Source organism: Micromonospora sp. NPDC004540, from assembly GCF_040610095.1.
GTDB lineage: Bacteria > Actinomycetota > Actinomycetes > Mycobacteriales > Micromonosporaceae > Micromonospora.
Window position 1 is genome coordinate 41183 of sequence record NZ_JBEXLR010000006.1, and the last position, 26025, is coordinate 67207.

Genomic DNA, 26025 nt, shown 5'->3' on the forward strand with positions numbered 1-26025 from the left:
GGTGTGTGAGCTCCGCACGTACGATGTGGGACATGGCGCAACCCACCGTCCCCACCGCCGGCGCCGACGCCGGCGACCGCTCCGGCGTGGCCGGGGACGCCGTGCGTCGGATCATGCACATCGCCTCGGCCATGCGGCACTACCAGGACGAGGAGATCGCCGCCCTGGGGCTCACCCCGGCGGCCGCCCGCGCCCTGGACGAGCTGGACCCCGACCGCCCGCTGCCCGCCCGCGACCTGGCCGAGCAGTTGCGCTGCGACCGTTCCAACGTCACCGCGCTGGTCGACAAGCTGGAGCAGGCGGGGCTCGTGGAGCGCCGGGTCGACCCGGCCGACCGGCGGCAGAAGACGCTGCTGGTGACCGCGGAGGGCCGGCGGGTCCGGGAGCGGGTCCGGCGGGTGATGTCGGACTCCCGACTCCTCGGCGGGCTCACCACCGGAGAGCTGGCCACCCTGCGTGAGCTGGTCTGGAAGGTCTCCGACGGCGGCTGCCCGGAGGAGTGCGGGGAGTCCTGACCCCGGCCGGGCGGAACCTGTCCGACTGGGCGAGGTGGGCCTCGGTCGGTAATGCTGTCCGACGTGACCACCCCGCAAGATCTCGACGACCGGTTCCGGGCGGCCCTGACCGCGCTCGGCGCCCCCGCCCAGCGGCGTGACCTGGGTGAACCGCTGCCCGGCGGCGAGCCGCTGACCGGGGCGCAGGCGCTGGCCCTGTTCGACGCCCAACTGACCAGCCGGCTGCTCGACCTGGCCGCGCGCTGGCTGCGCAGCTTCGGCGAGGGGTACTACACGATCGGGTCCGCCGGCCACGAGGGCAACGCCGCGGTGGCCGCCGCGCTGCGGCCGACCGACCCCGCCCTGCTGCACTACCGCTCCGGGGCCTTCTACTGCCTGCGCGCCGCCCAGGCGGCGGGCGCCTTCCCGGCCGGCGCGGCGGTCCCCGACTCCGACGATCCCGCCGCCCTCATTCCCGAACCGCGCACCCCAGACGACGACGGTGCGGACGCGGGCCGCACCGCCGACGCCGTGGTGCCGGACTCCGAGCAGGTGACCGGGGCCGACGCGGACCCGTCGGACCCTGGGACGGCCTCGTCGGAGCCAGGCGAGGACCCGTCCGACCCGGGAACGGCCCCGTCGGACCCCGGCGCAGGCCCCTCCGACCCCGGCGCGGATCGGTCCGACGGCGGATCGGGTGCGGACGCGGGGGACGGGTCCGGTGCGGCGACGCCGATGCCGATCGACGGTCCGACGGAGGCGCCACCGGTCGACGCCGGCGGGGTGCCGGGTGGGTCCGTCCGGACCGGTGCCGAGGTCGAGGCGGCCAGCCTGCCGACCGGCGCCGGAGTGGCCGTGGACGCCGCCGGCGCGGCGACGACCGGCGTACCCGACCTGCCCCTGCCCGACCCCGACGACGCCTACGCGGCCGCGGCGCGCGACGTGCTGCGCGGGATGGTCGCCTCCGCCGCCGAGCCGATCGCCGGTGGCCGGCACAAGGTCTTCGGCCGGGCCGACCTCGCGGTGGTCCCGACCACCTCCACCATCGCCTCGCACCTGCCCCGGGCGGTCGGCATGGGCCTCGCGCTGGAGCGGCTGCGCCGCAACGGCCGGCGGGCCGACGGCGACGGCGCGCCCTGGCCGCCGGACGCCATCGTGGTCTGCTCGTTCGGTGACGCCTCGGTCAACCACGCCACCGCCACGGCGGCGTTCAACACCGCCGGCTGGTACGACCACACCGGGCTGCGCATCCCGGTCCTGTTCGTCTGCGAGGACAACGGGCTCGGCATCAGCGTGCGCTCACCGCGGGGCTGGGTGGCCGCGACCCTGCGGGCCCGGCCGGGCATCCGCTACTTCGCCGCGGACGGCACCGACGTGGCCGAGGCGTACCGGGTGGCGACGGAGGCGGCGGCCTGGGTGCGCCGGCACCGGCGGCCCGCCGTGCTGCACCTCAGCACCGTGCGGCTGATGGGACACGCGGGCGCCGACGCGGAGACCGCGTACCGGAGCCCGGCCGAGATCGCCGCGGACGTGTCGCGGGACCCGCTGCTGGCCACCGCCCGGCGGCTGGTCGAGGCCGGCTACGCCACCGGCGAGGAACTGCTGGCCCGGTACGAGGAGCGCGGCTGGCAGATCCGCCGGCTCGCCGAGGAGGTGCTCGACGAGCCGAAGCTGGCCTCCCCGGTCGACGTGGTGGCCGAACTGGCCCCGCGCCGGCCGGTCCGCATCTCCCGGTCGATCGCCGAGGCGGCGACCCGGGCGGCCGGCCCGGACGCCGGCGCCCGGACCGAGGCGTTCGGCGGCAGGCCGCCGGAGTCGGCCGGGCCGCTCACCCTGGCGCAGAGCATCAACGCGGCTCTGGCCGACGGGATGCTCGACCACCCCGGGATGGCCGTCTTCGGCGAGGACGTGGCCGCCAAGGGCGGGGTGTACGGGGTGACCAAGGGGCTGCGGGACAAATTCGGGGCGGCGCGGGTGTTCGACACCCTGCTCGACGAGACCTCGATCCTCGGGCTGGCGCTCGGCGCGGGCGTGGCCGGGATGCTGCCGGTGCCGGAGATCCAGTACCTGGCGTACCTGCACAACGCCGAGGACCAGATCCGGGGCGAGGCGGCGACCATGCGGTTCTTCTCCCGGGGGGCGTTCCGCAACCCGATGGTGGTCCGGGTGGCCGGGCTGGCGTACCAGGAGGGGTTCGGCGGGCACTTCCACAACGACAACTCGGTGGCCGTGCTCCGCGACGTGCCGGGGCTGGTCATCGCGGTGCCGGCCCGCCCGGACGACGCCGCGCCGATGCTGCGTACCTGCCTGGCCGCCGCCGCGGTGGACGGCGCGGTCAGCGTCTTCCTGGAGCCGATCGCGCTCTACCACACCCGCGACCTCTACACCGACGGCGACGGCGAGTGGCTGGCCGAGTACGCCGAGCCCGGCGCCTGGGCCACCCGCCACGTGCCGATCGGCCGCGCCCGGGTGTACGGGGTCGGCTCGGCCGAGGACCTCACCATCATCACCTTCGGCAACGGCGTGCGGATGTCGCTGCGGGCGGCGGCCACGCTGGCCGACGAGGGGGTCGGCAGCCGGGTGGTGGACCTGCGCTGGCTGGCCCCGCTGCCGGTGGCGGACATCATCCGGGAGGCCTCGGCCACCGGGCGGGTGCTGGTCGTCGACGAGACCCGCCGCTCGGGCGGGGTGGGCGAGGGCGTGATCGCCGCCCTGGTCGACGCCGGATACGTCGGCACGGCGCGCCGCGTGGCCGGACTTGACTCGTTTGTACCATTAGGTCCGGCAGCCCGTCAGGTTCTGGTCTCCGAGGAAGCCATTACCCAGGGTGCCCGTACGCTGCTGGCACGGTAAATTCCGTTCCACCCGGTGCGCCACTTGCGCGCGGAGCCACAACTGTGTGGACTGGGCGCGACGGCGTCGGACGACGCCACGAGCAGGGATGAGATGAGGAGGCACGCGACAGTGAGCGCGACCGCTGGTCAGGCCGCCGACGGGGTACGCAGCCTGGCGGACCGGTTCGGGATCGAGCCGGGGATGGTCGTCATGGAGATGGGCTACGACGACGACGTCGACCAGGATCTCCGGGACGCCCTGACCGACCGCTGTGGAGACCTGGTCGACGAGGACACCGACGAGGTGGTCGACTCGGTTCTCGTCTGGTACCGCGACGGCGACGGTGACCTCTTCGAGCTCCTCGTCGACGCCCTCGGACCGCTGGCCGACAACGGCGTGGTCTGGCTCCTGACGCCCAAGGCCGGCCGCGACGGTCACGTCGAGCCGAGCGAGGTCGCGGAGAGCGCGCAGACCGCCGGCCTCCAGCAGACCTCCACGATCAACGCGGGCCGCGACTGGAGCGGCGCCCGCCTCGTGCTCCGGCGCGGGTCGAAGAGCAAGAAGTAGGACGGGTCCGCACCTGGCGGCCGGCGCCGCCGGGTGTGGCAGGCTGATCATCTCCAGACCCGATCCAAGGAGCTCGCATGCCCATCGAGGTTGGCGCCGAGGCGCCGGACTTCGTGCTCAAGGACCAGAACAACCAGGAGGTCCGGCTCGCCGACTTCCGGGGCCGGCGCACCGTGCTGCTGGTCTTCTACCCGCTCGCCTTCACCGGCATCTGCCAGGGCGAGCTGTGCGAGGTGCGGGACAACCTCAACGAGTACGTCAACGACGACGTCCAGGTGCTGACGGTCAGCGTCGACTCGGTCTACGCCCACAAGATCTGGGCCGACCGGGAGGGCTACCAGTTCCCGCTGCTGGCCGACTTCTGGCCGCACGGGGCGGTGGCCCAGGCGTACGGCGTCTTCAACGACGTCGCGGGCATCGCCAACCGGGGCACCTTCGTCATCGACAAGGCCGGCGTGGTCCGGTTCGCCGAGATGAACATGCCCGGCGAGGCGCGGGACCAGCAGGGCTGGCGCAAGGCCCTCGCCGAGGCCGTCGCCGCCTGATCCCACCCGGGCACGTCGTTCGACCGGGCCGGAGGCCGGCAGGTAAGCTTGCCGCTCCGGCCCGCCGTACGGGCGTTCCGGGCGCGTAGCTCAGTGGGAGAGCACTCGCCTTACAAGCGAGGGGTCGCAGGTTCGAAACCTGCCGCGCCCACCACCAACCACCAGCGGAAACCGCCCCGAGAAGATCACTCCCCGGGACGGTGACAGCAGTAGCGGCCATGGGCGATGGCCTGGACGACATGCGGCGGGACACCCAGCTCCAGCAGCAGGGACACGACCGTGTGCCGTAGGTCGTGTAGCCGGACGTCCGGGCAGCCGGCCGCTTCCCGAAGCGCCGCGAAGTGACGGTTCAGATTGCGCGGCTCCATCGGGGTGCCGACCTCGGAAGGGAAGACCAGGCCGTGGTCTCGGGACCTTCGTGACGGGTGCGGCTAGACGATCATGCTCGGTTCGGTGATCTAAAGTGAGGCCGATGCAGGTAGCGGAGATCCGCAGGTATCCGATCAAGTCGCTGCTCGGTGAGCAGTTGACGACCGTGGAAGTCGAGCCGCGGGGACTGGTTGGAGACCGGTTGTGGGCGGTGCGGGACGCAGACGGGAAGCTGGGCAGCGGAAAGAACACCCGTCGCTTCCGCCGGATGCCGGGTCTGTTCATGCTCCGCGGGCACTTCGGTAACCCGGTGCCGGTCGTTGAATTGCCCGACGGACGCCGCTTCGGTGCCGATGAGCCGGCCGGACACGAGGCGGTCACCGATGTGCTCGCTCGTCGCGTCACCATCGAGCGCGAGGCAGAGGTCATGCACCATGACGACGGGCCGGTAAGCCTGATCAGCACGGCAGCCCTGCGACGACTTCATGATCTCCTCGGGGAGCCGGTTGACCCGGCGCGGTTCCGGGCCAACCTACTCATCGACGTACCCGGGGACGACTTCGTTGAAGACGGATGGCTCGACCGAGCCATCCGTATCGGATCGGAGGTCGTGTTGCGACCACGCCAACGGCTTACCCGATGCGTCATGATCGACCTTGCCCAAGAGGACCTCCCCGAGCACGGACAGCTCTTGAGGACTGTTGCTGAGCACAACGACATGACGCTCGGCGTGTGGGCAACAGTCGAAGGCCCTGGTCGTATCGCGTTGCGGGATACCGTCGAGCTTCTGCCGAGGTGACACCAGCGCTCACGCAGGTCCTGGTAATCGCCCCTGTCACCCAGTCCTGAGACTGATCTGTCACGGGCGTCCTGAGACCCGACAGGCCGGCTGCCGGCGTGTCGGGCTCCAGTTGATCCGTTACACATCAGCTTCACTTAAAGGCTGACAGTTGGCGCCTCTCTCCGGGCTCGGCTGTCACAGTGCGTAACTGGCGAGCCGCCTCTCGCTGGGGCAGCCATCCCCGATGCCGGTCAAGACGCCCGGTCAGCGGCATTAGCAGATGTTGAATGAAGATCCGTCGGGCCAGACCGTCAGGTCCATTGGAGCCTGCCATCCTCGACAATCTCGGTCCGCGACGGGTCGCCGAGCTGGTCGGCGACGTCGTCGAGCATCGCCGCCGTTTCGGCCCAGCCGGTCTCGAAGTACCCCTCGTCCGCATGCCACTCCGTGATGCGGCCGTGGCGCGGACCATCGCGCAGGTCGACCATGAGCATGCCGCCGCCCAGAGACCAGCAGATCGGGACAGTGGCGGTGCAGAACCCGAACAACCGTTGCCCGGCCACGGTGGCATGCGCCCCGCCCGGACTGCAACAGTCCTGGTTGGAGTACCGCGAGAGTTCGGCGAACCGCTCGCGCACGCCGACCACCGGCAACGGCATGTAAAAGGTGGGGATCGGGAACCCGCCCCGGTAGTCGGCATCGGCGACGCCGTCCATCAGCCCCCACCACGCGAGCAGGTCTGCCGGCAACGCATGTCCGACCGCCTCCTCGGTACGACGGACCTCCGCAGCGGCTGCCGGTGGGCGAATCGCCGCCGCGGTCACCGGCGCGTGTTGCGTCAACCAGCTGGTAATACGCCGCCATGATTCGTCGACCCGCATGTTCACCCGGCGCACCTTACCCAGCCCAGAACGTCGGCAGGTACCGGTTCGACGCCCTGTAAATCGGCGGAAGCGGATGGCTGGCACACCAGCCGTCGTGGACGGTCAGCAACACGGTCCGTATCCGGCATGCTCAAGGCCCGTGTAACCCATCAACTGGAGTCACCGTGTAACGCATGAAGCGGAGTACGACAGGCCGGCTGCTGGCGTGCCGGGTCTCAGGACGTCCGTGACACATCGGTCTCGGGACGTGGGTGACACACCCGGCTAGAAAGCTCGTGGACGTGAGGGTAGTCGATGGCCGCGTGGTGGTCCGGTCCGTCAACTCAGCGCCGGGGGCTGACGTTGACCTGTTGCACAATCGAGGGCGGATGCGCCGTGACGGCTTTCGATGAGCGGGGTGGATGTGATCCGAGAACGAGTGCTGCAGGAGCTGCAACGGCAGCCCCGGTGGTGGCCTTGGATGATGCTGGTCTCGACCGCATGCACTCTCGCTGCGCTGCTGTTCAGCGGCCCGGGCCATCGGTTCGGTGGCCCGGTGTTGTACTTCGTTGTGCTGTGTGGGTCCGGGGCTCTGCTCGTGTTATCGATCGCCCTGCTGGTATTGCGGCACCGGATCGGCGCCGGGCGGCCGGTCGAGCAGGCCGCACCGTCGATCCGGCACGGACATCCAGAACCGCCTGATACAGCTGCTCCGTCGCGCTGATCTCCACCAACACTCGGCGGAGTGTCACGCAGGTCCTGATACCGATGTGTCACGCAGGTCCCGAGACCGGACAGATCTTCCCTGTCGGCTAAGTCGACACGAGCTGTTACCGTCGCTCGTCGATGAGAAGATCACTTATTCGACGATTTGCGGGGCTCTGCGGGCTGATGCTCGCTGCCGGCCTGCTCACCGGATGCGGAGAACCGGCGGCGACGCCGAAGGACCTCTGCGATCTGGTGGGCGAGGCGCTGATCGCCCAGATCGTTCCGGACGCGGTCCAGGACCCGCCGTACCGCGGTGAAGCGGACGACAGTCAGCAGACCGGGCAGATGTCATAACTGCCTGGCGCTCCTTTCATCGTCCGGTAGCCGCAGCACGGACAGGGGAGTGCAAGTTCCACACCGCCTACCATCGCCCCCAGCTGCGGTGGTGTCCCGTGATTTTCATGGCGAGCGTGGCCGAGCTATGAAGCCGGCTGGGACTGGTCGAGCCACACGAGCTGATGCATAGCGATGGGGCACATCGGGGGTACAAGACAGCGTGAAACATTGTCAACCAGCGTCCAACCATGGCAGACCGAGACGCCGTATGAGCAGGTGTCGCCCGCTGTCATCGCAGGTGGGTGCGCCGGGGCTCTAAGTTCCGCTTCAACGTCTGAGTCCGACGCAAGGTAGGTCGCGCGGGTAGGCGCCGAGGGTGGGGGCGCTCTCGGCGTAGGCGAGTATTGCTTCCATGGCTGACGCTCCGAGTGGAGTTCGCTGCTCCATCCAGCATCGTTGGGGAAGCGGCGAGGACGTTTCGTCGGTTGACCAGCTCGCGGACCTGCTGGATGAGCTAGAGGATGATGACCCGGAGCATCCTGACGTGTGGATCAGCGATAACGAGGCTGGGTACAGCGTGTCGGTGTTCGCGGGAAGCCGAGGGCTTGTGATCTGGGAGGACCACTACGAGGTCCGCGGCCCGCTGTACATGGATGGCTACTCGCGGGCCGGGATGATGGAACTGTTCACGATGGTCTTGCAGGGGAGAACGACCGAGGTTGACTCGTTGCCTTGGTTGCCGGGATACGGGAGCTGAGGGCGACCGCGCGGGCCGGAGCCTTCAGATCGGCGTGCCGGGCGATGGCCTGGACGATGTGCGGCGGAACGCCCAGCTCCATCAGCAGCGACACGACCGGGTGTCGCAGGTCGTGCAGCCGGACGTCGGGGCAGCCGGCCTTCGCCCACAGCGCCGCGAAGTGGCGGTTGAGATTGCGCGGCTCCATCGGGGTGCCAACCTCGGACGGGAAGACCAGGCCGTGAGCGTGCCAGACCTCGGCGAGCCGGTCTCGCTCCCGTCGCTGGCGCTCCTGATGGTCTATTAGCACAGCCAGGTCCAGTCGGGCAGCGGCAGGACGCTCTGAGCTCGATACTTCAACTGGATCGACAACGAGAGGTACAGAGGATGGACGAGCATGCCGGTAAGCAGGAGGGGCCGTCCGCAGAAGAACTCGCGCGCCGCACCAGGTGGTTTGAGCAGTACATCGAGGCGTTGAACCAGCGATCTGTAGTGGCTGAAGCGGGTGGCGAACCGTACGCATGTCCCTGCTGCCGGCACCCGACGCTCGAGGGGCGAGGTCAGTTCGAGATTTGCTTCGCCTGCGGCTGGGAGGACGACGGGCAGGATGACGAAGACGCTGACACGGTGCGGGGCGGCCCCAACGGTTCGCTCAGTCTGACGGATGCACGGCGTGCCTACGCCGAACGGCCGGTCAGTCTGGCGGATGCGCGGCGTGCCTATGCCGAGCGACAAGCCCGTTGGGAGCGCAGACGCCGCCGATCGACGGGGTTCCGCCCGTCGAGCCCTTGACACCGCGCGCCCGATGGTGGGCCCCGCACACCCTGGTGTCGATTGCTGCGACATGTCTGCTCTCCCCATGGTGGGCCCTGCACATCGTGGTGTCGATTGCTGCGGCATGTTTGCTCTGGGCCTTCAGCGTTCCCGGCTTCTCCTTCTTCCTGGTGCTCGGCGCGGTTCCCGTGCTCTGTCTGGCCGGTGCGGCCTGGGCTGCCTGGGTGGTGATGTTCGGGGTACGGCGGCAGTGGTCCTGGGGGTCCTGCCGGCTCCGATGATCGTCGTGTTCGTGCTGGCGCTGCTCGTCGCGGGAGCGCCGCTGCAGGCCCGCTGGGCGATGAGCCGTGGTGCGTTCGAGCAGGTGGTCGCCACCTTGCCTACGACAAGCCCCGTGAGCGGTGAGTGGTCCAGCGTCCCGGTGCCGTCGAGGATTGGCGCGTACCGCATCACTGCGGCTTACCCGGTGCCCGGCGGAGTCGTGTTCCACGATGCGAACGGATACCTGATCGACGACGCCGGGTTTGCCTACCTGCCTCAAGGCCCAACTCCGGACCTGAAAACCCCCGACTTCGAGTCCCCGGTCTTCAAGCACCTCGGCGGTGCCTGGTACAGCTGGACCGCGAGTTGGTAGGCGAGGAACGCGAGACGTCCGCTCATGGCGAACTGAGGCGGTCAGCGTGTCTGGGTCTCCCAGACCGGCTGCTGAGGCTCGTCGTTGTGCACGATGATGTTGACGTGATCGGTCGGGCGGACCGTAGCGAAGTAGAGCTGTTGGGAGGGGATGTAACGCTCGCGCCAGCGCCGTTCGACTTCGGCCCGAGATGACACCCGGCGCTCTCGGATCACGGCACGATCCACAGTCTTCTCGAGCGCGGTCGACACGAAGATGCGCAGATCCCACCGATCAATCAGTTCCGGGCGCATGAGGAAGACGCCGTCGAATACCAGCACGGCGTCGGCGGGGACAGTCATGACCGGCGGCGACAGGGCCGTATCCGCGGTGCGGTCGTACACCGCGTGTTGGAAGCGTCGATCTCCGCCTGGGCCGAGCGGATCGAGCAGAACCCGGTTCAGCGCGTCGTAGTCGTGGGTGTCGAAGTAGCAGCCCTCGGCCGAGTACTCGCCGCGCGGATAGCGCTGCGCCCGTGGGAAGAGGAAATCGTCGATCGTCGCGCGGATGACGTCGCGGCCCTGGATGCGCAAGGCCACGGCCAGTTCGTCGGCGAGCGTCGTCTTGCCTGCGGCTGGCGGTCCGTCGATGGCAACCCGCGTCGGATGTGCGACCGTGACGGACCCGACTGCCTCAGCCAAGCGGCGGAGCAACTCGTCGCGGGTGCCTTGGTCCATGTCCTTCCCCCTGCCGGACGGAGTGCACAGAACTTACAAGCGGGAGGTCGCAGGTTCGAAACTACGACGACCGAATGTTCAAGGCACCAACTAGCTGGTTGACCCGACGGAAGCGGCTCCACAGACGGGCCGGGCCCGCGCGTAGTGGCCCTGGGCCGGCTGGTGGTCGATCAGCAGCGGCAACAGGTCAGCTGGGAGCTCCACGACGCAAACGCCACCGTCTCGGTGGAGTCCGCACGCGGCATCGGCTTCTCCCTCCTGGACGCCACCTCACACGGTCCGCATTAGCGGCACCAGCGTTGACTGCAGGTGGGCAACGCCCAGCCCCGTCAGCAGGGACACGACCCCTACATCCCGGATCTCAGCACGTCGACCTCGCAGCCTGGCGAGGACGGGTCGAACCCGTGCTCGACCAGCCAGCGGACCGCCAGCAGGCTTCGCAACGACCACCACGCGCGGATCACGTCGAGGTCGACGTCGGCGCCGTAGCCGGCGACGACGTCGCCGAGGTGCTCCTCGTGTCCGAGCGTCAAAATGGCGAGGTCGAACAGGGCGTCGCCCTGGCTCGCCTCGGACCAGTCGATCACGCCGGTGATCTCGTCACCGTCGACGAACACGTGGCTGACCTGCAGGTCGCCGTGCGTGAACACCGGTGTCCACGGCCGGAGCGCAGCCTCGGCAACCCGGCGGTTGCGCGTGACCAGGTCGGCGGGAAGGACGCCGTTCGTGACGAGCAACTCGCATTCGCGGTCGAGGTGCGCGGCCAACTCGTCGAGGCTCCGACCGGGCCACGGCGGCAGCGGCGCGTCGTGCAGCACCCGTGCGGCGGCACCCGCCGCGGCCCACGCCGCCGGCGACGCGGTCGACGGCTCGCCGAGGCGGCCGAGTGCCGTGCCGGGGAGGGCGGCGAGGGCGAGTACGGGCGGCTTCCGCCACAGGACGTCCGGAGTCGGGATCGGCGCCATCGCCATCGCCTCGACCTCGACGTCGGTGCGCGTCTGATCAGCATCGATCTTCAGGAAGACGTCGCCGACGCGCAGGGTCGCGCGTTCGTCATGGGCGACGATGACCTCGACCTCTTCCAGTCGGCCATTTTCGTGGGGGTGACCACCGACGTCACCGGGTTTATCGCGTGCGACCGCACGTCGCGAACGAAGTGGACGCTCCTGTTGTCGTCACGCGGGGCGGGGCGGGTCGGCCGGCTCGGCGGGGGCCACCAACAACGATCTTCTCGAGTAGCCTGCCGCCCATGACATTCACCTCCATCGCACTGGACTCGATCGCTGCTGGCTCCCGCACCGGGGGCGCTCTTGGGGGTGCCCTGATCGGTGGCGTTGCCGCTGGCGTCCTGTACGGGATCGTTGTCCTGGTCAGGAAGGCGAGGGACCGGTAGCTACCGACCTCGAGACAGGCGACGCGCGCCCACGACGCAGTCAGACCTGGATGCGGCTGCGGATGGCCCGGGCGAGGGCTGCCTGGCTGTTGTCGTCGACCCCCAGGACACCGTTCTCCGCCATCACCGCGTGGAACTGCTGCTGTTGGTAGGGCACCCCTGGGGGCAGCGGTGCGAGGTGCCAGTGCAGGTGGGCGTTTCCCTGCTGGCTGCCGAGGCTCATGGCGTACATCCGCTCGGTCGGCAGTGTCGCCGCGATGGCACGCGCGACCGCGTGCACGATGCCCTGGAAGCGGAGGAACTCAGGCTGCTCCATGTCGTGCACCCAGCTCTCCAGGTGACGCTTCGGCGCGACGAGGCAGTAACCGAGCAGCGTGGGGTGGCGGGCGAGGAAGGCGACGGTGTCGTCGTTCGCGTAGACGAGATGGTGGCGGTAGTCGGGTTCGCCGGCGATGAAGGCGCAGACGAAGCAGGGCCCTCCGCTCACCCGACGCGCGTACTGCTCGAAGTCGAACGTGGCCTTCGCGGGCTGCTTCCCCATCCGGGGAGGCTAGATCGGGTCACGACGCCACCGCCGCCGGCTCGCCGGAGTCGTCGCGCGCCGGAGCCGGCGCCTCCTGGTCCTGCTTCCGTAGTCGGGTCGGGCGGACCTGGAGGACAGCGACGGACGACAGCACCAGGGCCCCGCCGACGAGCTGGACGGGGCTCAGGGATTCGCCGAGGGTGAGCGCGGCCAGTGCGGTGGTGACCACCGGTTCGAAGGTCGACAGGATGGCGGCGGTCGACGGGCCGGTCCGCTTCAGGCCGGCGAAGAAGGTGATCATCGCCAGGACGGTGGAGACCACGGCGATGCAGGCCAGCCAGAACCATCCCGGCAACCGGAAGCCGAGGTCGACCCCGCCGGTGAGGACGGCGCGTACGCCGAGGGTGCCGGCGGCGCCGGTCATCACCAGCGCGGACAGCACCAGGGGCGGCAGCCGGTGCACGACGGTGTCGGCCACGAGGATGTAGCCGGTGTAGGTGATCGCGGCACCGAAGGCCAGCAGCGCCCCGAGCCTGTGGAAGCTCACTCCACCGGCGCCGAGCAGCACCAGCAGGGTTCCGCCCGACGCGGCCAGCAGCGCGGCGGACCGCCCCTTGGTCAGCCGGTCCCGGCCCAGCAGAACCGCCGCCACGGTGACCAGGACCGGGTAGGTGTAGAGGATCAGGGACAACAGCGAGGCATCCATCAGCTGCAGAGCCGAGAAGAACAGGCTCGCCTGAGCCGCGTACCCGATCGCGCCCAATCCGAGGGCGGTGGCCAGCACCCGGCCGAACCCGGCCGCCGCCGGACCGGCCGGAGCACCTCGGTGTGGTTCTGCTCGTCGTAGACCCGGACGCAGGAGCAGGACCGTCCCCAGGAGCGCGGCGGCCAGGCTGAAGCGCACCAGCAGCAGAGCCCCCGGTGAAACCCCCGCGTCGTACGCGAGCTTGCCGAAGATCGCCATCGCGCCGAAGCACGCCGCGGAGACGAGACACAGTGCCGGACCCATGCGGTCGAGCATCGACCACCCGACTGGTCAGGTCTAGCGATGATTGGTGGAGCTGATTCTTTAGGATTTCCGCATGGTCGCCTGGGATCTACGCCGTCTCCGCTTCCTCCGCGAGTTCGAGGAGCGGGGCAAGCTGGGAGCGGTCGCCACCGCTCTGGGCTACAGCCCGTCGACGGTCTCGCAGCAGTTGGCTCTCCTGGAGCGGGAGGTCGGTACCCGGTTGTTCGAGAAGGCCGGGCGCGGCGTGCGGCTCACCGACGCCGGGCACCTGTTGGCCCAGCACGCGCGCGTGCTGCTGTCGGCGGCCGAGGCGGCGGAAGCGGACCTGGCGGCCTTGAGCGGCGACATCCGGGGCACGGTGCGTGCCGGTGGCCTGCAGTCGGCGGCTCGCCGCCTGCTGGTGCCCGCCGTGGCCCGGATGATGGCCGACCACCCACAGGTGCGCGCGGAGATCTTCGAACTCGAACTCGAACAGGCGCTGCCGGGTCTGCGGCTGGGCGCGGTCGACCTGGTGATCGGCGACGAGTACGACGGCCACCCCCGGCCCCGGCCGGCGGGGCTACGGTTCGCGGTCCTGCACGAGGAACCGCTGAAGGTGGTGTTGCCGGCAGCGCATCCACTCGCCGGAACGGGGGAGCCGGTCCCGGTCGCCATGCTGCGATCCGACGTCTGGGCAACCTCCGACGAGGGGACCGGCCATCACGCCATGGTGGTCGGAACCTGCCGGTCCCTCGGCGGCTACGAGCCCGACCTCCGGCACCGCTCCAGCGACGCCGACGTGCAACTCGAACTCGTCCGCGTCGCGGCGGCCGTCGCGTTGCTCCCGGCACTGACCCTGCCGGCCGACGATCCCGCTCTCGCTGTCCGTGACGTTGCCGAGACCACCCTCCGGCGCCGCCTGGTCGTCGTCACCCGGGACACCCCGCCGGCTCCCGCACTGACCACCTTCCTGGCGGCGGTGACGGATCAGGCCAGCAAGATCAACGAGCCCTAGCCGAAGGTGAACACGTACGCCTCGGCGCCGGGTTCGAGGAACGTGATCTCCAGGGTGCGTTCGCGAACCTCGTCCCGCTGCCGGACGAGCTGGTACAGGCGGCCCTCCCGGAGCACGCCGTCGCCGTTGGAGTCGACGTCGACACCGTGTGACGGGCCCGGAGGCGCGCCGTCGAGGAGCAGGCGGAAGGGGACCGGCTGTCCCGTTCCGGCCGACAGCACGAGGTGCGCGTCGCGCGCGTGGAACCGGAAGGCGAGGGTGCCGCCGGCCCGGTCGAGCGCCACGTTCTCCGAGCCGATCGTCCACTCGCCGCCGAGCGCCCAGTGGTCGGCGGGCAGGCTCGCGGGGAGTTCGTAGGCGCGGCGTGCGTCGTACGTGGCGTCGTCCGGTGACGCGAAGTGCTCGGAGCGGGCGTAGCCGAGGTAGGTCTCGGGCGTCCGCAGGTGGTCCCAGCCCGCGTCGGCCTCCACCCCGAGCCCTTCCACGGGGACGAGGTCGCGGTCGACGCCGAGCAGCCGCTGGATGACGCGTTCCGACCGCTCGTAGCGGCCCTCGCCGAAATGGTGGTCGCGGATGACGCCGTCCGCGTCGACGAAGTAGAGCGCCGGCCAGTAGTGGTTGTCGAAGGCGCTCCACACCCCGTAGTCGTTGTCGACCGCGACCGGGTAGTCGATCCCGCGCGCCGCCACCGCCCGGCGCACCCCGTCGACGTCGTGCTCGAACGAGAACTCCGGCGTGTGTACGCCGAGAACGACCAGCCCGTCGTCCCGGTAGGCCTGCGACCACGCCCGGACGTACGGCTCCTGGCGCAGCCAGTTGATGCAGGTCAGCGTCCAGAAGTTCACCACCACGGGGCGCCCGCGCAGCTCGGCGGGACCGAGTGGCTCGGAGTTGAGCCACTCGGTCGCCCCGTCGAGTGCGGGCAGGCGCAGCCGCTCCGACACCACCATCAGCGCAGCGACCGGAAGGCGGTGCGGATCTCGTCGCACAGCAGTTGCGGCTGCTCCCAGGCCGCGAAGTGCCCGCCCCGGTCGAGCTGGTTGTAGTGGATGAGGTTCGGATACGCCTGCTCGGCCCAGCTCCGCGGCGCCTGGTAGAGCTCGTCCGGGAAGACGCTCACGGCGGCCGGCACCGAGACGTCCTTGGCGCCGAGGAAGGAGAACTTGTTCTCCCAGTAGAGGCGAGCGGCGGAGACTCCCGTGTTGGTCAGCCAGGTGAGCGTGATGTTGTCGAGAATGTCGTCGCGCGTGAGCCCGCCGGGCTGCCCGGCGAAGGCCCGGCAGATCAGCTCCAGGCTGGCCGCGTCGTGGTCGCACATGAAGCTCGCCAGCGCGACGGGCGAGTCCGCGAGGCCGATCAGCGTCTCGGGGCGCGTCGCCATGAACAGGGCGTAGGCGGAGTGCTTCCAGAAGAAGTCCTGCTGCTCGCAGGCCCGCCGCTCCTCGTCGGAGAGGTTGGCCGGCAGCTTGGACATCGCCATGTTGATTCCGGTGATGTCGGACTGGACCAGCGCGTCGATCTCGAGCGGAACCGTGCTCGGCATGTTGGTGTGGATGCCGGCCAGTTCCGGCGGCGCCTGCACGCCCATGAGGTTGGTGATCAGTGCGCCCCAGTCGCCGCCCTGGGCGACGAACCGGTCGTAGCCGAGGCGTTTCATCAACTCGGTCCAGGCGCTCGCGATGTGCTCCGGGCCCCAGCCGGGTTCGGTCGGCTTGCCCGAGAAGCCGTAGCCGGGCATCGACGGGATCACCAGGTGGAAGGCGTCCGAGGCGGACCCGCCGTGTGCCGTGGGATCGGTGAGCGGGCCGATGATCTTCAGCTGTTCGATGATCGAGCCGGGCCACCCGTGCGTGACGATGAGCGGCAGGGCGTTCTCGTGCTTGGACCGGACGTGGATGAAGTGGATGTCCAGGCCGTCGATCTCGGTGATGAAGTTCGGCAGGGAGTTCAACCGCGCCTCGACCTTGCGCCAGTCGTACTCCTTCTCCCAGTAGCGGGCGAGGGCCTGGCTGGTCTCCAGTGGCACGCCCTGCGACTGGTCGCTGACGGTCTGCCTCTCGGGCCACCGGGTGGCCGCGATGCGCCGTCGCATGTCTTGGAGATCCGCCTCGGGGATCTCCACCGTGAACGGCCGGATGTCGGTGGGGCGGGCCAGCGTCTGCGTCCTGACGGCCACGTTGGGTCTCCTTCTCCTCGGACTTGTCGTCGGTAGCAGGTGCGATCAGCTCTGGCTCTCTCCCCGCCGGGGGAGCTTCCAGTCGGGCCGGGGGAAGTGGCAGGTGTAACCGCCGGGATGCTTCTCCAGGTAGTCCTGGTGTTCCGGCTCGGCCTCCCAGAAGGGGCCGGCCGCGGTGACCTCGGTGACCACCTTGCCCGGCCACAGTCCGGACGCGTCGACGTCGGCGATGGTGTCCTCGGCGACCCGGCGCTGCTGGTCGTCGCAGTAGAAGATGGCGGACCGGTAGCTCGTCCCGACGTCGCCGCCCTGCCGGTTCTTCGTGGTCGGGTCGTGGACCTGGAAGAAGAACTCGAGAAGATCCCGGTACGAGAGCTTGTTCGGGTCGAAGGCGATCTCGATCGCCTCGGCGTGGCCCTCGTGGTTGTAGTAGGTCGCGTTCGGCACGTCCCCGCCGGTGTAGCCGACCCTTGTGGAGACGACGCCGGGGCGCTTCCGAATGAGGTCCTGCATCCCCCAGAAGCAGCCCCCGGCCAGGACGGCCTTCTCAGTCGTGTCGCTCATTGCTTTCGCCCCCCGTCCGGGTGCTCGAACAGTGCGCGGTACTCGCCGTACCCTTCCCGTTCCAGGTCGTCGCGGCGGATGAACCGGAGCGCGGCGGAGTTCATGCAGTACCGCAGGCCGCCGGTCGCCACCGGGCCGTCGTCGAACACGTGGCCCAGGTGGCTGTCCCCGTGCGCCGACCGGACCTCCGTGCGGACCATGCCGAGGGTGGAGTCCCGGACCTCGACCACGTTCTTCGGCTCGATCGGCTTGGTGAAGGACGGCCAGCCGGTGCCGCTGTCGTACTTGTTGACGGAGGCGAACAGGGGTTCGCCGGAGACGACGTCGACGTAGATCCCCGGCTCCTTGTTTTCCCAGTAGGGGTTGTCGAAGGCCCGCTCCGTCCCCCCCTCCTGGGTCACCCGGTACTGCTCGGGTGACAGCCGGGAAACCGCCTCCGGGTTCTTCCGATAGTCGGATGACACCGTCGTTCCTTTCGGCTCGGTCGTCGGCAGGAGAGGCCGGCCCGCAGGCGGCGCGGATGCCTACCCGGCCTGCGGATGGCTAACCGTGCTCCAGCGGCGACCGCGGCTCGGGTTCCGGCGACGGGCGCGGCCGTTTGTCGGTGCGGGAACCCTGGGTAATGGGGTGTTCATGACGAATCCGGAGCAGAGCCGGCGGCAGCAGGAGGACGCGCTCGAGCGCGGCGAGGAGTACCAGGACGCCGAGGGGCGCCGGACCAGAGACCCGGCTGCCGGGGTCGACAACGCGGCCAGCGAGGCCGACCGCAACGTCGAGCACCTGCGGCGCGGCGAGGTCGGTCCGGGCGTACCGGAGGAGTAGCGCGGGAGCTCACCGTCTCTGGCGGGACTCCGCCTCGGTATCGAGCATGTCGTTGAGCGCCAGCGCCGTGTTGATCAGCGAGAGGTGGCTGAAGGCCTGCGGGTAGTTGCCGATCTGCTCCCCGGTCGCGGCGATCTCCTCGGCGTAGAGGCCGAGGTGGTTGCTGAAGGTGAACATCTTCTCGAAGGTGAGCCGGGCGTCGTCGAGGCGGCCGGAGCGGGCCAGCGCCTCGACGTACCAGAAGGTGCACATGTTGAAGGTGCCCTCGTGGCCGGGAAGGCCGTCGGGGGAGTGGACCGGGTCGTACCGGTGGACCAGGCTGTCGGAGACCAACTCCCGCTCGATGGCCTCGAGGGTGCGCAACCAGAGCGGATCCGACGGCGTCACGAAGCCGACCGCCGGCATGGCGAGCAGCGCGGCGTCCAGGACGTTCTCTCCGTAGGCCTGGACGAAGGAGCCGCGGCCCCGGTGATAGCCGCGCGCCATCACCTGGTCGTAGATCATGTTCCGCTGGCTGGTCCAGCAGGTGACGTCCCCGGGGCGGCCGGTCCGGGCGGCGAGCCGGATGGCCCGGTCCAGGGCCACCCAGGACATCACCCGGCCGAAGGTGTAGTCCCGGGGATGGTGCCGGCTCTCCCAGATGCCGGCGTCGGGCTGGTCCCAGTTGTGGCACAGCCAGTCGATGAGCCGGACGGTGCTCTTCCACACCTGGTGGGACACCCGGATGCCCTGCTCGTCGGCGAGGTGCATGGCGTACAGCGCCTCGCCGTGGATGTCGAGCTGGATTTGGTCGGCGGCGCCGTTGCCGATCCGGACGGGCCGGGAGCCGCGGTAGCCCTCCAGGTGGTCGAGTTCCTCCTCGTGCAGGTCCGACGAGCCGTCGACCCGGTACATGATCTTCAGCGGGGCCTGGTGGTCGCCGGCCTCGCGAATCCGCTCGTCGAGCCAGTCCATGTACCGGCTGACCTCCTCGGTGAAGCCGAGGCCGAGCAGCGCGTGGACGGAGAAGGACGTGTCCCGGACCCAGGTGTAGCGGTAGTCCCAGTTGCGCGTGCCGCCGACCAGTTCGGGCAGCGCGGCCGTCGGCGCGGCGATCATCGCGCCGGTCGGCGCGTACGTCATCAGCTTCAGCGTGATGGCCGACCGCTCGACCATCTCCCGCCACCGTCCGGTGTACCGGGAGCGGTCGACCCACCGGCGCCAGTAGTCGCGGGTCCACTCGAACATCCCCTGGACCTCTTCGAGCGGGACGGCCCGGGGTTCCATGCTGGAGTCCGTCTCCAGCACGACCCCGCCGGTGTCGCCCTGGGTCAGGGTGCCGAACCCGATCAGGTCACCGTCCTCCAGGTGCATGTCCTCCTCGGCGATCAGCCGGCGGACCGGCTGGACCGGGTTGAAGGTCATGCACGTGGATGAGCCGCGGAAGAGGTATCCGTTGGGATGCCGCTCCAGTCGGGCCCGCTCGCGTGCGTAGTCGAACCGGGGCCGGCACTCCAGCCGGAACCGCATGCTGCCCCGGACCATCGTGACGATCCGCACCAGGCGGTGCACGTCGGTGGCCTTCTCGCCGGTGACCGGCATGAAGTCCTGCACCTCGGCTACCCCGTCGGCGCTGATGAACCGCGTGATCAGGATCGGCGTGCCGGGCAGGTAGAGCTGCTTGGTGACGTAGGTGGTCTCGTGGGGGGCGATGCGGAAGAAGCCGCCGCGCTCCCGGTCCAGCAGGCTGGCGAAGATGCTGGGGGAGTCGAAGCGCGGCGCGCAGAACCAGTCGATCGTCCCGTCGCAGGTGACCAGGGCGGCGGTCTGGAGATCACCGATGAGCCCGTGATCCTCGATCGGCGGATATCCGTCCACGTCGCCCCCCGTCTCGACTGCCTCCCTCCGCAGTAACCTAAACGGGAATAATGTCCGCGTAAGTCGTATTCGTAAATGCCACCCCTCCGCGTGCTCAGCCGCGCCGTCGGGCGCGCAGGACGGCGTCGTGCAGCGTGCGCCGCCGGCCGTCCGGGCCGGTGACCGACCGGGACCGCGTCTCCGCCACCACGATCTCCCACCGGCCCGGGTCGAGGCCGGCCGCCAGCTGCGCGGCCGTGACGTGCGCCGCCGCCGGCGCGCCCGCCGCGGCGGTGTGCGGGTCGGACGGGTCGTGGCCGACGACCAGCAGCGTGCCGCCGGGCGCGACCGCGGCGGCCAGCCGGTCGACCAGGTCGTCACCGGCCCCGTGCACGTAGTGGCTGGTCACCAGGTCGAAGTGCCCCTCGGTGGGCCGCCACCGGGCCAGGTCGGCCCGGGCCCAGTCGATCCGGCCGGCGACCTCGGGGCCCCGCGTCGCCGCCTGCTCGTGGGCGTGGCGCAGGGCGCCGGCGGCGACGTCGACCGCGGTCACCCGCCAGCCGCGCGCCGCCAGCCAGATCGCGTCGGCGCCCTCGCCGCAGCCCGCGTCCAGCGCCGTGCCGGGCGCCAGGTCGCCGACCTCCGCCACCAGCTGGGGATTCGGCGCACGGTGGTGCGCCGCGTGCTGGTCGCGGTAACGCTCCTCCCAGTACGCCCGATCGAACTCCATGGCCACCGTCGCCCTCCGGTTCACAGTCCGTGGCGGCGGTCGCCCGCCACGAGCTCGCTGACCCGCGCCTCGGACTCCGCCGAGAACACGTCCCGCCGCCGCGCCTCGACCGCCCGGCGGGTCTCCTCGGCGACCAGGTCGCCGTTGATCGCGGCGGCCGCCAGGGCGCCCGCCGCCGCTGCCGCGCCGACCTGGGCGGCCGGGTCGGTGACGTTGCCCGCGACCCACACCCCGGGCACCGCGGTACGCCCCGTCGGGTCGGCGGGAACGTGCTCGCCCACCCCGGCCGGATGCGCCACCGCGGGCAACCCGAGCGCCGCCAGGAACCCGGCCCGGGCCACCATCCGGGAGCCGGCCACCAGCACCTCGCGCGCGACCAGCCGGCCGTCGCGCAGGCGTACCCCGACCAGCCGGTCCTCGACGACCTGCACCGACGCGACCTCGCCCTCGACCACGGTGACGCCCCGGGCGGCCAGCTGTTCCGCCTGCTCGTCGGTGAGCGGCGGCGCGGTGTGGCGGAGGAAGAGGACGTCGTCGCTCCACTGGCGGAACAGCAGCGCCTGGTGCACCGACAGCGGCCCGGTGGCCAGCACCCCGATCGGCCGGTCGCGCACCTCCCACCCGTGGCAGTACGGACAGTGCACCACGTCCCGGCCCCACCGCTCGCGGAGTCCGGGCAGCTCCGGCAGCTCGTCGACCAGGCCCGTCGCGACCAGCAGCCGGCCGGCCCGGACCCGGCGGCCGTCGGCCAGCGCCACCGCGAAGCCCTCCCCGTCGCGGGTCACCGTGTCGACCTGGCCGTCCAGCAGGTGCCCGCCGTAGCGGCGGACCTCGTCCCGGCCGCGCGCCAGCAGCTCGGCCGGGGGCATGCCGTCGCGGGCCAGCAGCCCGTGCACCCCGTCGGCCGGGGCGTTGCGCGGGCTGCCCCCGTCGATCACCAGGACCGACCGGCGCGCCCGGGCCAGCATCAGCGCCCCGCTCAGCCCGGCGGCGCCGCCGCCGATCACCACCACCTCGTACCCTTCGGTCATCCTGACCACCTCCCGCCGCAACGATGCGGCGGTGGTGGCCGTACCCGCAAACTTTGTTGCTGATCTGGCAAACTGGGGGGATGGACGACGACCTCGACCGGGCGCTTGACGCGGTCGGCCCCCGGCTGCGCGCGCTGCGCCGCGAACGGGAAACCACCCTGGCCGACCTGTCGGCCGCCACCGGCATCTCGGTGAGCACGCTGTCCCGGCTGGAGTCCGGCAGCCGCCGGCCCACCCTGGAACTGATGCTGCCGCTGGCCCGGGCGCACGGCGTGACGCTCGACGAGCTGGTCGGGGCCCCGCCCACCGGCGACCCGCGCATCCACCTGCGGCCGGTCACCCGGCACGGCATGACCATGCTGCCGCTCACCCGCCGGGCCGGTGGCATCCAGGCGTACAAGCTGGTCATCCCGGCCGGCGGGCGGCCCGCCGAGCCCACCCCGCAGACCCACGAGGGGTACGAGTGGGTCTACGTGCTCAACGGGCGGCTGCGGCTGGTCCTCGGCGAGCACGACCTGGTGCTCGCGCCCGGCGAGGCGGCCGAGTTCGACACCCGGGTGCCGCACTGGTTCGGCCCGGCCGACGGCGAGGCGGTCGAGTTCCTCAGCCTCTTCGGCGCCCAGGGCGAACGCGCCCACCTCCGCGCCCGCCCCCGCTCCCGCGACGCCGACCCCGGCGGGCAGACGGGTGACCGCCGGCCGCACTAGCGTGTCGATCATGGAGCGGCTCTTCGGGCATCCCGGGTACGCGCGGTTCTGGACGGCAGACACCGTCTCCACCTTCGGCACCTACCTGACGACCGTGGCGCTGCCGGTCGTCGTGATCGCCACCCTCGGCGGGGGCGACGTCGAGGTCGGGCTGGTCAACGGGGCGCGCTGGCTGCCGTACCTCCTCTTCGGACTGCTGGCCGGAGTGGTGGCCGACCGCTACCGGCGGCGGCCGATCCTGGTCGGCACCGACCTGGCCCGAGCCGTGCTGCTCGCCCTGGTCGCGGTGCTGGCCCTGCTCGGCGCGCTGAACCTGCCGGTGCTGGTGGTGCTGGTCGCCGCGTTCGGCACGCTGTCGCTGCTCTACGAGGCCGCCCACCAGTCCTACCTGCCCCGGCTGGTCCCGCCGGCCGCGTTGACCCGGGCGAACGCGCGGCTGGAGCAGAGCACCTCGGTGGCGCAGACCACCGGCCCGTTCCTCGGCGGCGCGGTGGTCGCGGCGCTCGGCGCGCCGGTCGCGCTGCTCGCCGACGCGGTCTCCTACCTGCTCTCCGGGCTGCTGCTGGCGACGATCCGCCGGCCGGAACCGGCCCCGGCGCCGGAAAGCCGGCACCTCGGCCGGGAGCTGCGCGAGGGGCTGTCCTGGGTCTACCGGCATCCGGTGCTCGCCCCCTACGCGCTCACCCTGCACGCCCGGTTCCTCTTCGCCAGCCTGGCGTCCACCGCGTTCACCCTCTTCGTCCTGCGCGGGCTCGACCCGGGGCTGCCGGAGCAGCGGGCGGCCCTCGGGCTCGGCGCGGTGCTCGCCCTCGGCGGGGTCGGCGCGGTGGTCGGCAACGCGCTGTCCGACCGCGCCGGGCGGTACGGCGCCGGACGGGCCATCCTGCTGGAGCGGGTGGTCGAACCGCTGGGCTGGACCCTCGCCGCGCTCGCCCTGACCGGGAGGGCCGGCTGGGTGATGGTCGGCGCGGCGCAGTTCCTCGTGTGGTGTGCGCTGGGGGTCAGCGGGCCCAACGAGATGGGCTATCGGCAGGCGGTCACCCCGGACCGCCTCCAGGGCCGGATGAACGCCACCATCCGCTCGCTGAACTGGGGGATGTTGACGGTCGGCGCGCCGCTGGGCGGGCTGCTCGCCGCGCACCTGGGTCACCGGGCGGCCATCGGGATCGGCGCGGGCGGGATGGCGCTGGCCGCCGTCGTCGCCGTGCTCTCCCCGCTCCGCACGGCCCGGCACCCCGAGGACGAAGCGGTCGCGGCCCCGGTCTGATTTCGGTTGCCGCGGCCGGACCGTCCCGGTTGGCTGGCGGCGTGACCGGCGTCGACTCCTACTTCATCTGCGCGGTGCCGCGGACGGGCAGTTCGCTGCTCTGCGGGCTGCTCGCCTCGACCGGGGTGGCCGGCCGGCCGGAGGCGTACTTCCGGGTGCCGGACGAGCCGGTCTGGGCCCGCCGCTGGGGCCTGCCGGCCGGGGAGTGGCGCTACGGCGACTACGTCCGGGCGGCGCTGGCGGCCGGTCGGACCGGCAACGGCGTGTTCGGGGCGAAGCTGATGTGGGGCACCCTGGACCGGGTGGTCGAGGGGCTGGCCGGCGAGCACCCGGAGCCGGCCGGCGCGGACCACGCGCTGCTGCGCCGGGCGTTCGGCCGGACCGCCTTCGTGCACCTGCGCCGGGACGACGCGCTGGCACAGGCCGTCTCCTGGCTGCGCGCCGAGCAGACCGGCCGGTGGACGGCCGACGACGGCGGCCCGCCCACCGCTGAACCGCGCTACGACCCGGACGGCATCGACGCGCTGCTGCGTACCGTCGCCGAGCACCAGGCGGCCTGGAACGCGTGGTTCGCCCGGTACGGGATCACCCCGCACCGGGTGCGTTACGAGGACCTGGCGACCGACCCGGCCGGGGTGACCCTGGGCGTCCTCGACGCGCTCGGGCTGCCGTCGGCCGGGGTGCCGGTCCGGCCCCGGCACGCGCGGCAGGCCGACGCGCTCAACGCCGAGTGGATCGCCCGGCACCGGGACCGGGCGTGACCTTGCCCACCCTCGTGCCGGCTCCCCGCTCAGGGACAGGTCATCTGCCGTTACCCGGCGGTTAAGGTGGGCCTCGCGAAGTCGCGTCCCCGAACCCCGGGGCACGGCTTCGTAGTGCTTCACGGGACCCGTGGAGCCCAGCCGTCCCGACGTTCTCCGGGCCAACCGAAACGGGACGGCTGCACCCCCACCGCCCGGCCGGCGCGACCGGCTGGGCCAACCCGGAACGGAGTAAGCCACGCCATGAGCGTGACTACGCAGGATCCTGCTGCCCCGGTGGAGCCGGCGGAACCCGCCGCGCAGAGCCGCCTCGACCGCTTCTTCGAGATCACCCGCCGGGGCTCGACGGTCAAGCGTGAGGTGCTCGCCGGGATCACCACCTTCGCGACGATGGCGTACATCGTCGTGCTCAACCCGCTGATCATCGGCACCGCGCCGGACAAGGACGGCAACCTCCTCGGCATCGCGCCGGTCGCCGGGGTCACCGCCCTGGTCGCGGCGGTCATGACGATCATGATGGGCGTGGTCGGCCGGGTGCCGTTCGCGGTGGCGACCGGCCTCGGGCTGAACGCCTTCGTGGCGTACGCGGTCGCCTCCCAGATGACCTGGGCCGAGGCGATGGGCCTCGTGGTCATCGAGGGCCTGATCATCACCGTGCTGGTGCTCACCGGCTTCCGGAAGGCCGTCTTCCGGGCCATCCCGGCCGAGCTGAAGGCGGCCATCGCGGCCGGCATCGGCCTGTTCATCGCGCTGATCGGCTTCGTCGACGGCGGTCTGGTCCGGGCCGGCACCGGCGTGCCGCTGCAGCTCGGATCGGGCAGCAACGGCACGCTGCACGGCTGGCCCACGGTCGTCTTCCTGGTCGGCCTGCTGGTCACCGGCATCCTGGCCGCCCGCAAGGTGAAGGCCGGCGTCCTGATCGGCATCGTCGCCACCACGGTGGTCGCGGTGATCGTCAACGCGTTCGCCAAGCCCGGCCCGGCCCTCGTCGACGGCAAGCCCAACCCGGACGGGTGGCGGCTCAACGTGCCGACCCTGCCGGACCCGCTGTTCCAGACGCCCGACCTGCACCTGCTCGGCAACGTGTCGTTCGGCGCGTTCGCCCACGTCGGCCTGGTGACCGCGCTGCTGCTGGTCTTCACCCTGGTCCTCGCCGACTTCTTCGACGTCATGGGCACCACGGTCGGCCTCGCCCGGCAGGCGAACCTGGCCACCGAGGACGGCACCGACATGCCCCGGCTCGGCAAGGTGCTCTTCGTCGACGGTGTCGCCGCGGTCGCCGGCGGCGCCGGCAGCGCCTCCTCGGCCACCACGTACGTCGAGTCGTCCTCGGGCATCGCGGACGGTGGCCGGACCGGCCTGACCAGTGTGGTCACCGGCGTGCTCTTCCTGGGCGCGCTGCTGCTCACCCCGCTGGTGTCGCTGGTGCCGAGCGAGGCCGCCGGCCCGGCGCTGGTGGTGGTCGGCGCGCTGATGATCCGCCAGGTCAAGGACATCGACTTCACCGACGTCGGCGTCGCCGTCCCGGCGTTCCTGACCATGACGCTCATGCCGTTCACCTACTCGATCACCAACGGCATCGGCGCCGGCTTCGTCAGCTGGGTGGCGATCCGGGTGGCCCAGGGCAAGGCTCGGCAGATCCACCCGCTGCTGTGGGCGGTCGCCGTCGCCTTCGTGCTCTACTTCGGCATCAACCTGGTCAAGGCCGTCACCGGCGTCAGCTGACCGGTCCTCCGCCGCACCCCCGTTGCCCGTTGGCCCGAGGCAACGGGGGTGCGGCGTATCCGGATCATGGATTAGAGTGCCGACGCGCGGACACGCGACCGTCGTGGGCGCAGGGGGATGAGGCCATGG

Annotated in this window: 28 protein-coding genes, 1 tRNA gene and 3 pseudogenes; 17 read left to right on the forward strand and 15 right to left on the reverse strand. The window is 71.1% G+C overall.

Annotated elements, in window-relative coordinates; translation table 11 throughout:
• The first annotated feature begins 32 nt into the window (after positions 1-32).
• From ABZV78_RS03475 to ABZV78_RS03500, 6 genes and pseudogenes are all read left to right on the forward strand, one after another.
• Complete coding sequence (locus ABZV78_RS03475; protein WP_355635189.1) at positions 33-515, forward strand: MarR family winged helix-turn-helix transcriptional regulator; 483 nt, start codon at positions 33-35, stop codon at positions 513-515.
• A 51-nt stretch (positions 516-566) separates the two neighbouring features.
• A pseudogene (locus ABZV78_RS03480) lies at positions 567-905 on the forward strand (transketolase); the annotation flags it as partial.
• A 510-nt stretch (positions 906-1415) separates the two neighbouring features.
• Positions 1416-3347 (forward strand): annotated as a pseudogene (locus ABZV78_RS03485) (thiamine pyrophosphate-dependent enzyme); the annotation flags it as partial.
• A 111-nt stretch (positions 3348-3458) separates the two neighbouring features.
• Positions 3459-3896, forward strand: a complete 438-nt coding sequence (locus ABZV78_RS03490) for a DUF3052 domain-containing protein (RefSeq protein ID WP_148794571.1) — start codon at positions 3459-3461, stop codon at positions 3894-3896.
• 77 nt (positions 3897-3973) lie between these two features.
• Positions 3974-4441: a peroxiredoxin gene (locus tag ABZV78_RS03495; RefSeq protein ID WP_091269137.1), complete on the forward strand. Its 468-nt coding sequence runs from the start codon at positions 3974-3976 to the stop codon at positions 4439-4441.
• Positions 4442-4520: 79 nt separating this feature from the next.
• Positions 4521-4595, forward strand: a tRNA-Val gene (locus ABZV78_RS03500).
• Positions 4596-4626: 31 nt separating this feature from the next.
• Here the strand turns inward: ABZV78_RS03500 and ABZV78_RS03505 are convergent.
• Positions 4627-4845 (reverse strand): annotated as a pseudogene (locus ABZV78_RS03505) (tyrosine-type recombinase/integrase); the annotation flags it as partial.
• A gap of 68 nt (positions 4846-4913) precedes the next feature.
• On the opposite strand from ABZV78_RS03505, the gene ABZV78_RS03510 reads away from it, so the two are divergent.
• A complete protein-coding gene (locus ABZV78_RS03510) occupies positions 4914-5609 on the forward strand; it encodes an MOSC N-terminal beta barrel domain-containing protein (RefSeq protein ID WP_355635190.1) in 696 nt (231 codons plus the stop codon).
• Positions 5610-5902: 293 nt separating this feature from the next.
• Here the strand turns inward: ABZV78_RS03510 and ABZV78_RS03515 are convergent, their stop codons facing one another.
• Positions 5903-6478 carry a hypothetical protein gene (locus ABZV78_RS03515; RefSeq protein WP_355635191.1) on the reverse strand — a complete coding sequence of 192 codons (576 nt, stop codon included), beginning with the start codon at positions 6476-6478 and terminating at the stop codon, positions 5903-5905.
• A gap of 457 nt (positions 6479-6935) precedes the next feature.
• Between ABZV78_RS03515 and ABZV78_RS03520 the strand changes: the two genes are divergently transcribed.
• Both ABZV78_RS03520 and ABZV78_RS03525 read left to right on the forward strand, forming a co-directional pair.
• Positions 6936-7178, forward strand: coding sequence for a hypothetical protein (locus ABZV78_RS03520; protein WP_355635192.1), 243 nt, complete (start codon positions 6936-6938; stop codon positions 7176-7178).
• Positions 7179-7300: 122 nt separating this feature from the next.
• A complete protein-coding gene (locus tag ABZV78_RS03525; RefSeq protein WP_355635193.1) occupies positions 7301-7516 on the forward strand; it encodes a hypothetical protein in 216 nt (71 codons plus the stop codon).
• On the opposite strand, the gene ABZV78_RS03530 is transcribed toward ABZV78_RS03525, so the two are convergent.
• Entirely contained in the window at positions 7492-7590 is a 99-nt protein-coding gene (locus tag ABZV78_RS03530; protein WP_355635194.1) for a CPCC family cysteine-rich protein, read from the reverse strand. The genes ABZV78_RS03525 and ABZV78_RS03530 overlap by 25 nt on opposite strands.
• Positions 7591-8184: 594 nt before the next feature.
• Positions 8185-8442 carry a hypothetical protein gene (locus ABZV78_RS03535; protein ID WP_355635195.1) on the reverse strand — a complete coding sequence of 86 codons (258 nt, stop codon included), beginning with the start codon at positions 8440-8442 and terminating at the stop codon, positions 8185-8187.
• Positions 8443-8621: 179 nt separating this feature from the next.
• Here ABZV78_RS03535 and ABZV78_RS03540 point away from each other — a divergent pair, with 179 nt between their 5' ends.
• Both ABZV78_RS03540 and ABZV78_RS03545 read left to right on the forward strand, forming a co-directional pair.
• The gene (locus tag ABZV78_RS03540; protein WP_355635196.1) at positions 8622-9026 is read left to right on the forward strand and encodes a CPCC family cysteine-rich protein; all 405 of its coding nucleotides are present in this window, start codon (positions 8622-8624) and stop codon (positions 9024-9026) included.
• Positions 9027-9285: 259 nt separating this feature from the next.
• Positions 9286-9642, forward strand: coding sequence for a hypothetical protein (locus ABZV78_RS03545; RefSeq protein ID WP_355635197.1), 357 nt, complete (start codon positions 9286-9288; stop codon positions 9640-9642).
• A gap of 41 nt (positions 9643-9683) precedes the next feature.
• Here the strand turns inward: ABZV78_RS03545 and ABZV78_RS03550 are convergent, their stop codons facing one another.
• From ABZV78_RS03550 to ABZV78_RS03565, 4 genes are all read right to left on the reverse strand, one after another.
• A complete protein-coding gene (locus ABZV78_RS03550; protein ID WP_355635198.1) occupies positions 9684-10358 on the reverse strand; it encodes a uridylate kinase in 675 nt (224 codons plus the stop codon).
• A 347-nt stretch (positions 10359-10705) separates the two neighbouring features.
• Entirely contained in the window at positions 10706-11329 is a 624-nt protein-coding gene (locus tag ABZV78_RS03555; protein WP_355635199.1) for a phosphotransferase, read from the reverse strand.
• Positions 11330-11791: 462 nt separating this feature from the next.
• On the reverse strand, positions 11792-12292 hold the full coding sequence (locus tag ABZV78_RS03560) for an HIT family protein (RefSeq protein ID WP_355635200.1): 501 nt from the start codon (positions 12290-12292) through the stop codon (positions 11792-11794).
• A gap of 19 nt (positions 12293-12311) precedes the next feature.
• Positions 12312-13283 (reverse strand): DMT family transporter, encoded by a 972-nt coding sequence (locus tag ABZV78_RS03565; RefSeq protein ID WP_355635201.1) that lies wholly within the window; start codon positions 13281-13283, stop codon positions 12312-12314.
• A 73-nt stretch (positions 13284-13356) separates the two neighbouring features.
• Here ABZV78_RS03565 and ABZV78_RS03570 point away from each other — a divergent pair, with 73 nt between their 5' ends.
• Entirely contained in the window at positions 13357-14277 is a 921-nt protein-coding gene (locus ABZV78_RS03570; protein WP_355635202.1) for a LysR family transcriptional regulator, read from the forward strand.
• On the opposite strand, the gene ABZV78_RS03575 is transcribed toward ABZV78_RS03570, so the two are convergent.
• From ABZV78_RS03575 to msrB, 4 genes are read right to left on the reverse strand one after another with little or no spacing between them, the layout of a single operon-like run.
• Positions 14274-15227 carry a redoxin domain-containing protein gene (locus tag ABZV78_RS03575; RefSeq protein ID WP_355635203.1) on the reverse strand — a complete coding sequence of 318 codons (954 nt, stop codon included), beginning with the start codon at positions 15225-15227 and terminating at the stop codon, positions 14274-14276. The genes ABZV78_RS03570 and ABZV78_RS03575 overlap by 4 nt on opposite strands.
• Positions 15227-16453, reverse strand: coding sequence for an epoxide hydrolase family protein (locus ABZV78_RS03580; RefSeq protein WP_355635204.1), 1227 nt, complete (start codon positions 16451-16453; stop codon positions 15227-15229). The genes ABZV78_RS03575 and ABZV78_RS03580 overlap by 1 nt, the downstream gene beginning before the upstream one ends.
• A gap of 45 nt (positions 16454-16498) precedes the next feature.
• The gene (gene msrA, locus ABZV78_RS03585; RefSeq protein ID WP_355635205.1) at positions 16499-17017 is read right to left on the reverse strand and encodes a peptide-methionine (S)-S-oxide reductase MsrA; all 519 of its coding nucleotides are present in this window, start codon (positions 17015-17017) and stop codon (positions 16499-16501) included.
• Positions 17014-17481 (reverse strand): peptide-methionine (R)-S-oxide reductase MsrB, encoded by a 468-nt coding sequence (msrB, locus tag ABZV78_RS03590; protein WP_355635206.1) that lies wholly within the window; start codon positions 17479-17481, stop codon positions 17014-17016. Before msrB ends, msrA begins: the two co-directional genes overlap by 4 nt.
• A gap of 169 nt (positions 17482-17650) precedes the next feature.
• On the opposite strand from msrB, the gene ABZV78_RS03595 reads away from it, so the two are divergent.
• The gene (locus ABZV78_RS03595) at positions 17651-17839 is read left to right on the forward strand and encodes a ribonuclease (RefSeq protein WP_355635207.1); all 189 of its coding nucleotides are present in this window, start codon (positions 17651-17653) and stop codon (positions 17837-17839) included.
• Positions 17840-17848: 9 nt separating this feature from the next.
• Here the strand turns inward: ABZV78_RS03595 and ABZV78_RS03600 are convergent, their stop codons facing one another.
• The 3 genes from ABZV78_RS03600 to ABZV78_RS03610 form a co-directional block, all read right to left on the reverse strand.
• A complete protein-coding gene (locus ABZV78_RS03600; RefSeq protein ID WP_355635208.1) occupies positions 17849-19696 on the reverse strand; it encodes a glycoside hydrolase family 15 protein in 1848 nt (615 codons plus the stop codon).
• A 94-nt stretch (positions 19697-19790) separates the two neighbouring features.
• Positions 19791-20405 carry a class I SAM-dependent methyltransferase gene (locus ABZV78_RS03605; protein WP_355635209.1) on the reverse strand — a complete coding sequence of 205 codons (615 nt, stop codon included), beginning with the start codon at positions 20403-20405 and terminating at the stop codon, positions 19791-19793.
• A 20-nt stretch (positions 20406-20425) separates the two neighbouring features.
• Positions 20426-21436 (reverse strand): NAD(P)/FAD-dependent oxidoreductase, encoded by a 1011-nt coding sequence (locus ABZV78_RS03610; protein ID WP_355635210.1) that lies wholly within the window; start codon positions 21434-21436, stop codon positions 20426-20428.
• An 80-nt stretch (positions 21437-21516) separates the two neighbouring features.
• Here ABZV78_RS03610 and ABZV78_RS03615 point away from each other — a divergent pair, with 80 nt between their 5' ends.
• The 4 genes from ABZV78_RS03615 to ABZV78_RS03630 all read left to right on the forward strand — a co-directional run bounded on the left by ABZV78_RS03615 (position 21517) and on the right by ABZV78_RS03630 (position 25896).
• A complete protein-coding gene (locus tag ABZV78_RS03615; RefSeq protein WP_355635211.1) occupies positions 21517-22143 on the forward strand; it encodes an XRE family transcriptional regulator in 627 nt (208 codons plus the stop codon).
• 10 nt (positions 22144-22153) lie between these two features.
• Positions 22154-23410, forward strand: a complete 1257-nt coding sequence (locus tag ABZV78_RS03620; protein WP_355635212.1) for an MFS transporter — start codon at positions 22154-22156, stop codon at positions 23408-23410.
• Between the two features lie 41 nt (positions 23411-23451).
• Positions 23452-24171: a Stf0 family sulfotransferase gene (locus ABZV78_RS03625; RefSeq protein WP_355635213.1), complete on the forward strand. Its 720-nt coding sequence runs from the start codon at positions 23452-23454 to the stop codon at positions 24169-24171.
• A 243-nt stretch (positions 24172-24414) separates the two neighbouring features.
• A complete protein-coding gene (locus ABZV78_RS03630) occupies positions 24415-25896 on the forward strand; it encodes an NCS2 family permease (protein WP_355635214.1) in 1482 nt (493 codons plus the stop codon).
• Positions 25897-26025 lie beyond the last annotated feature (129 nt).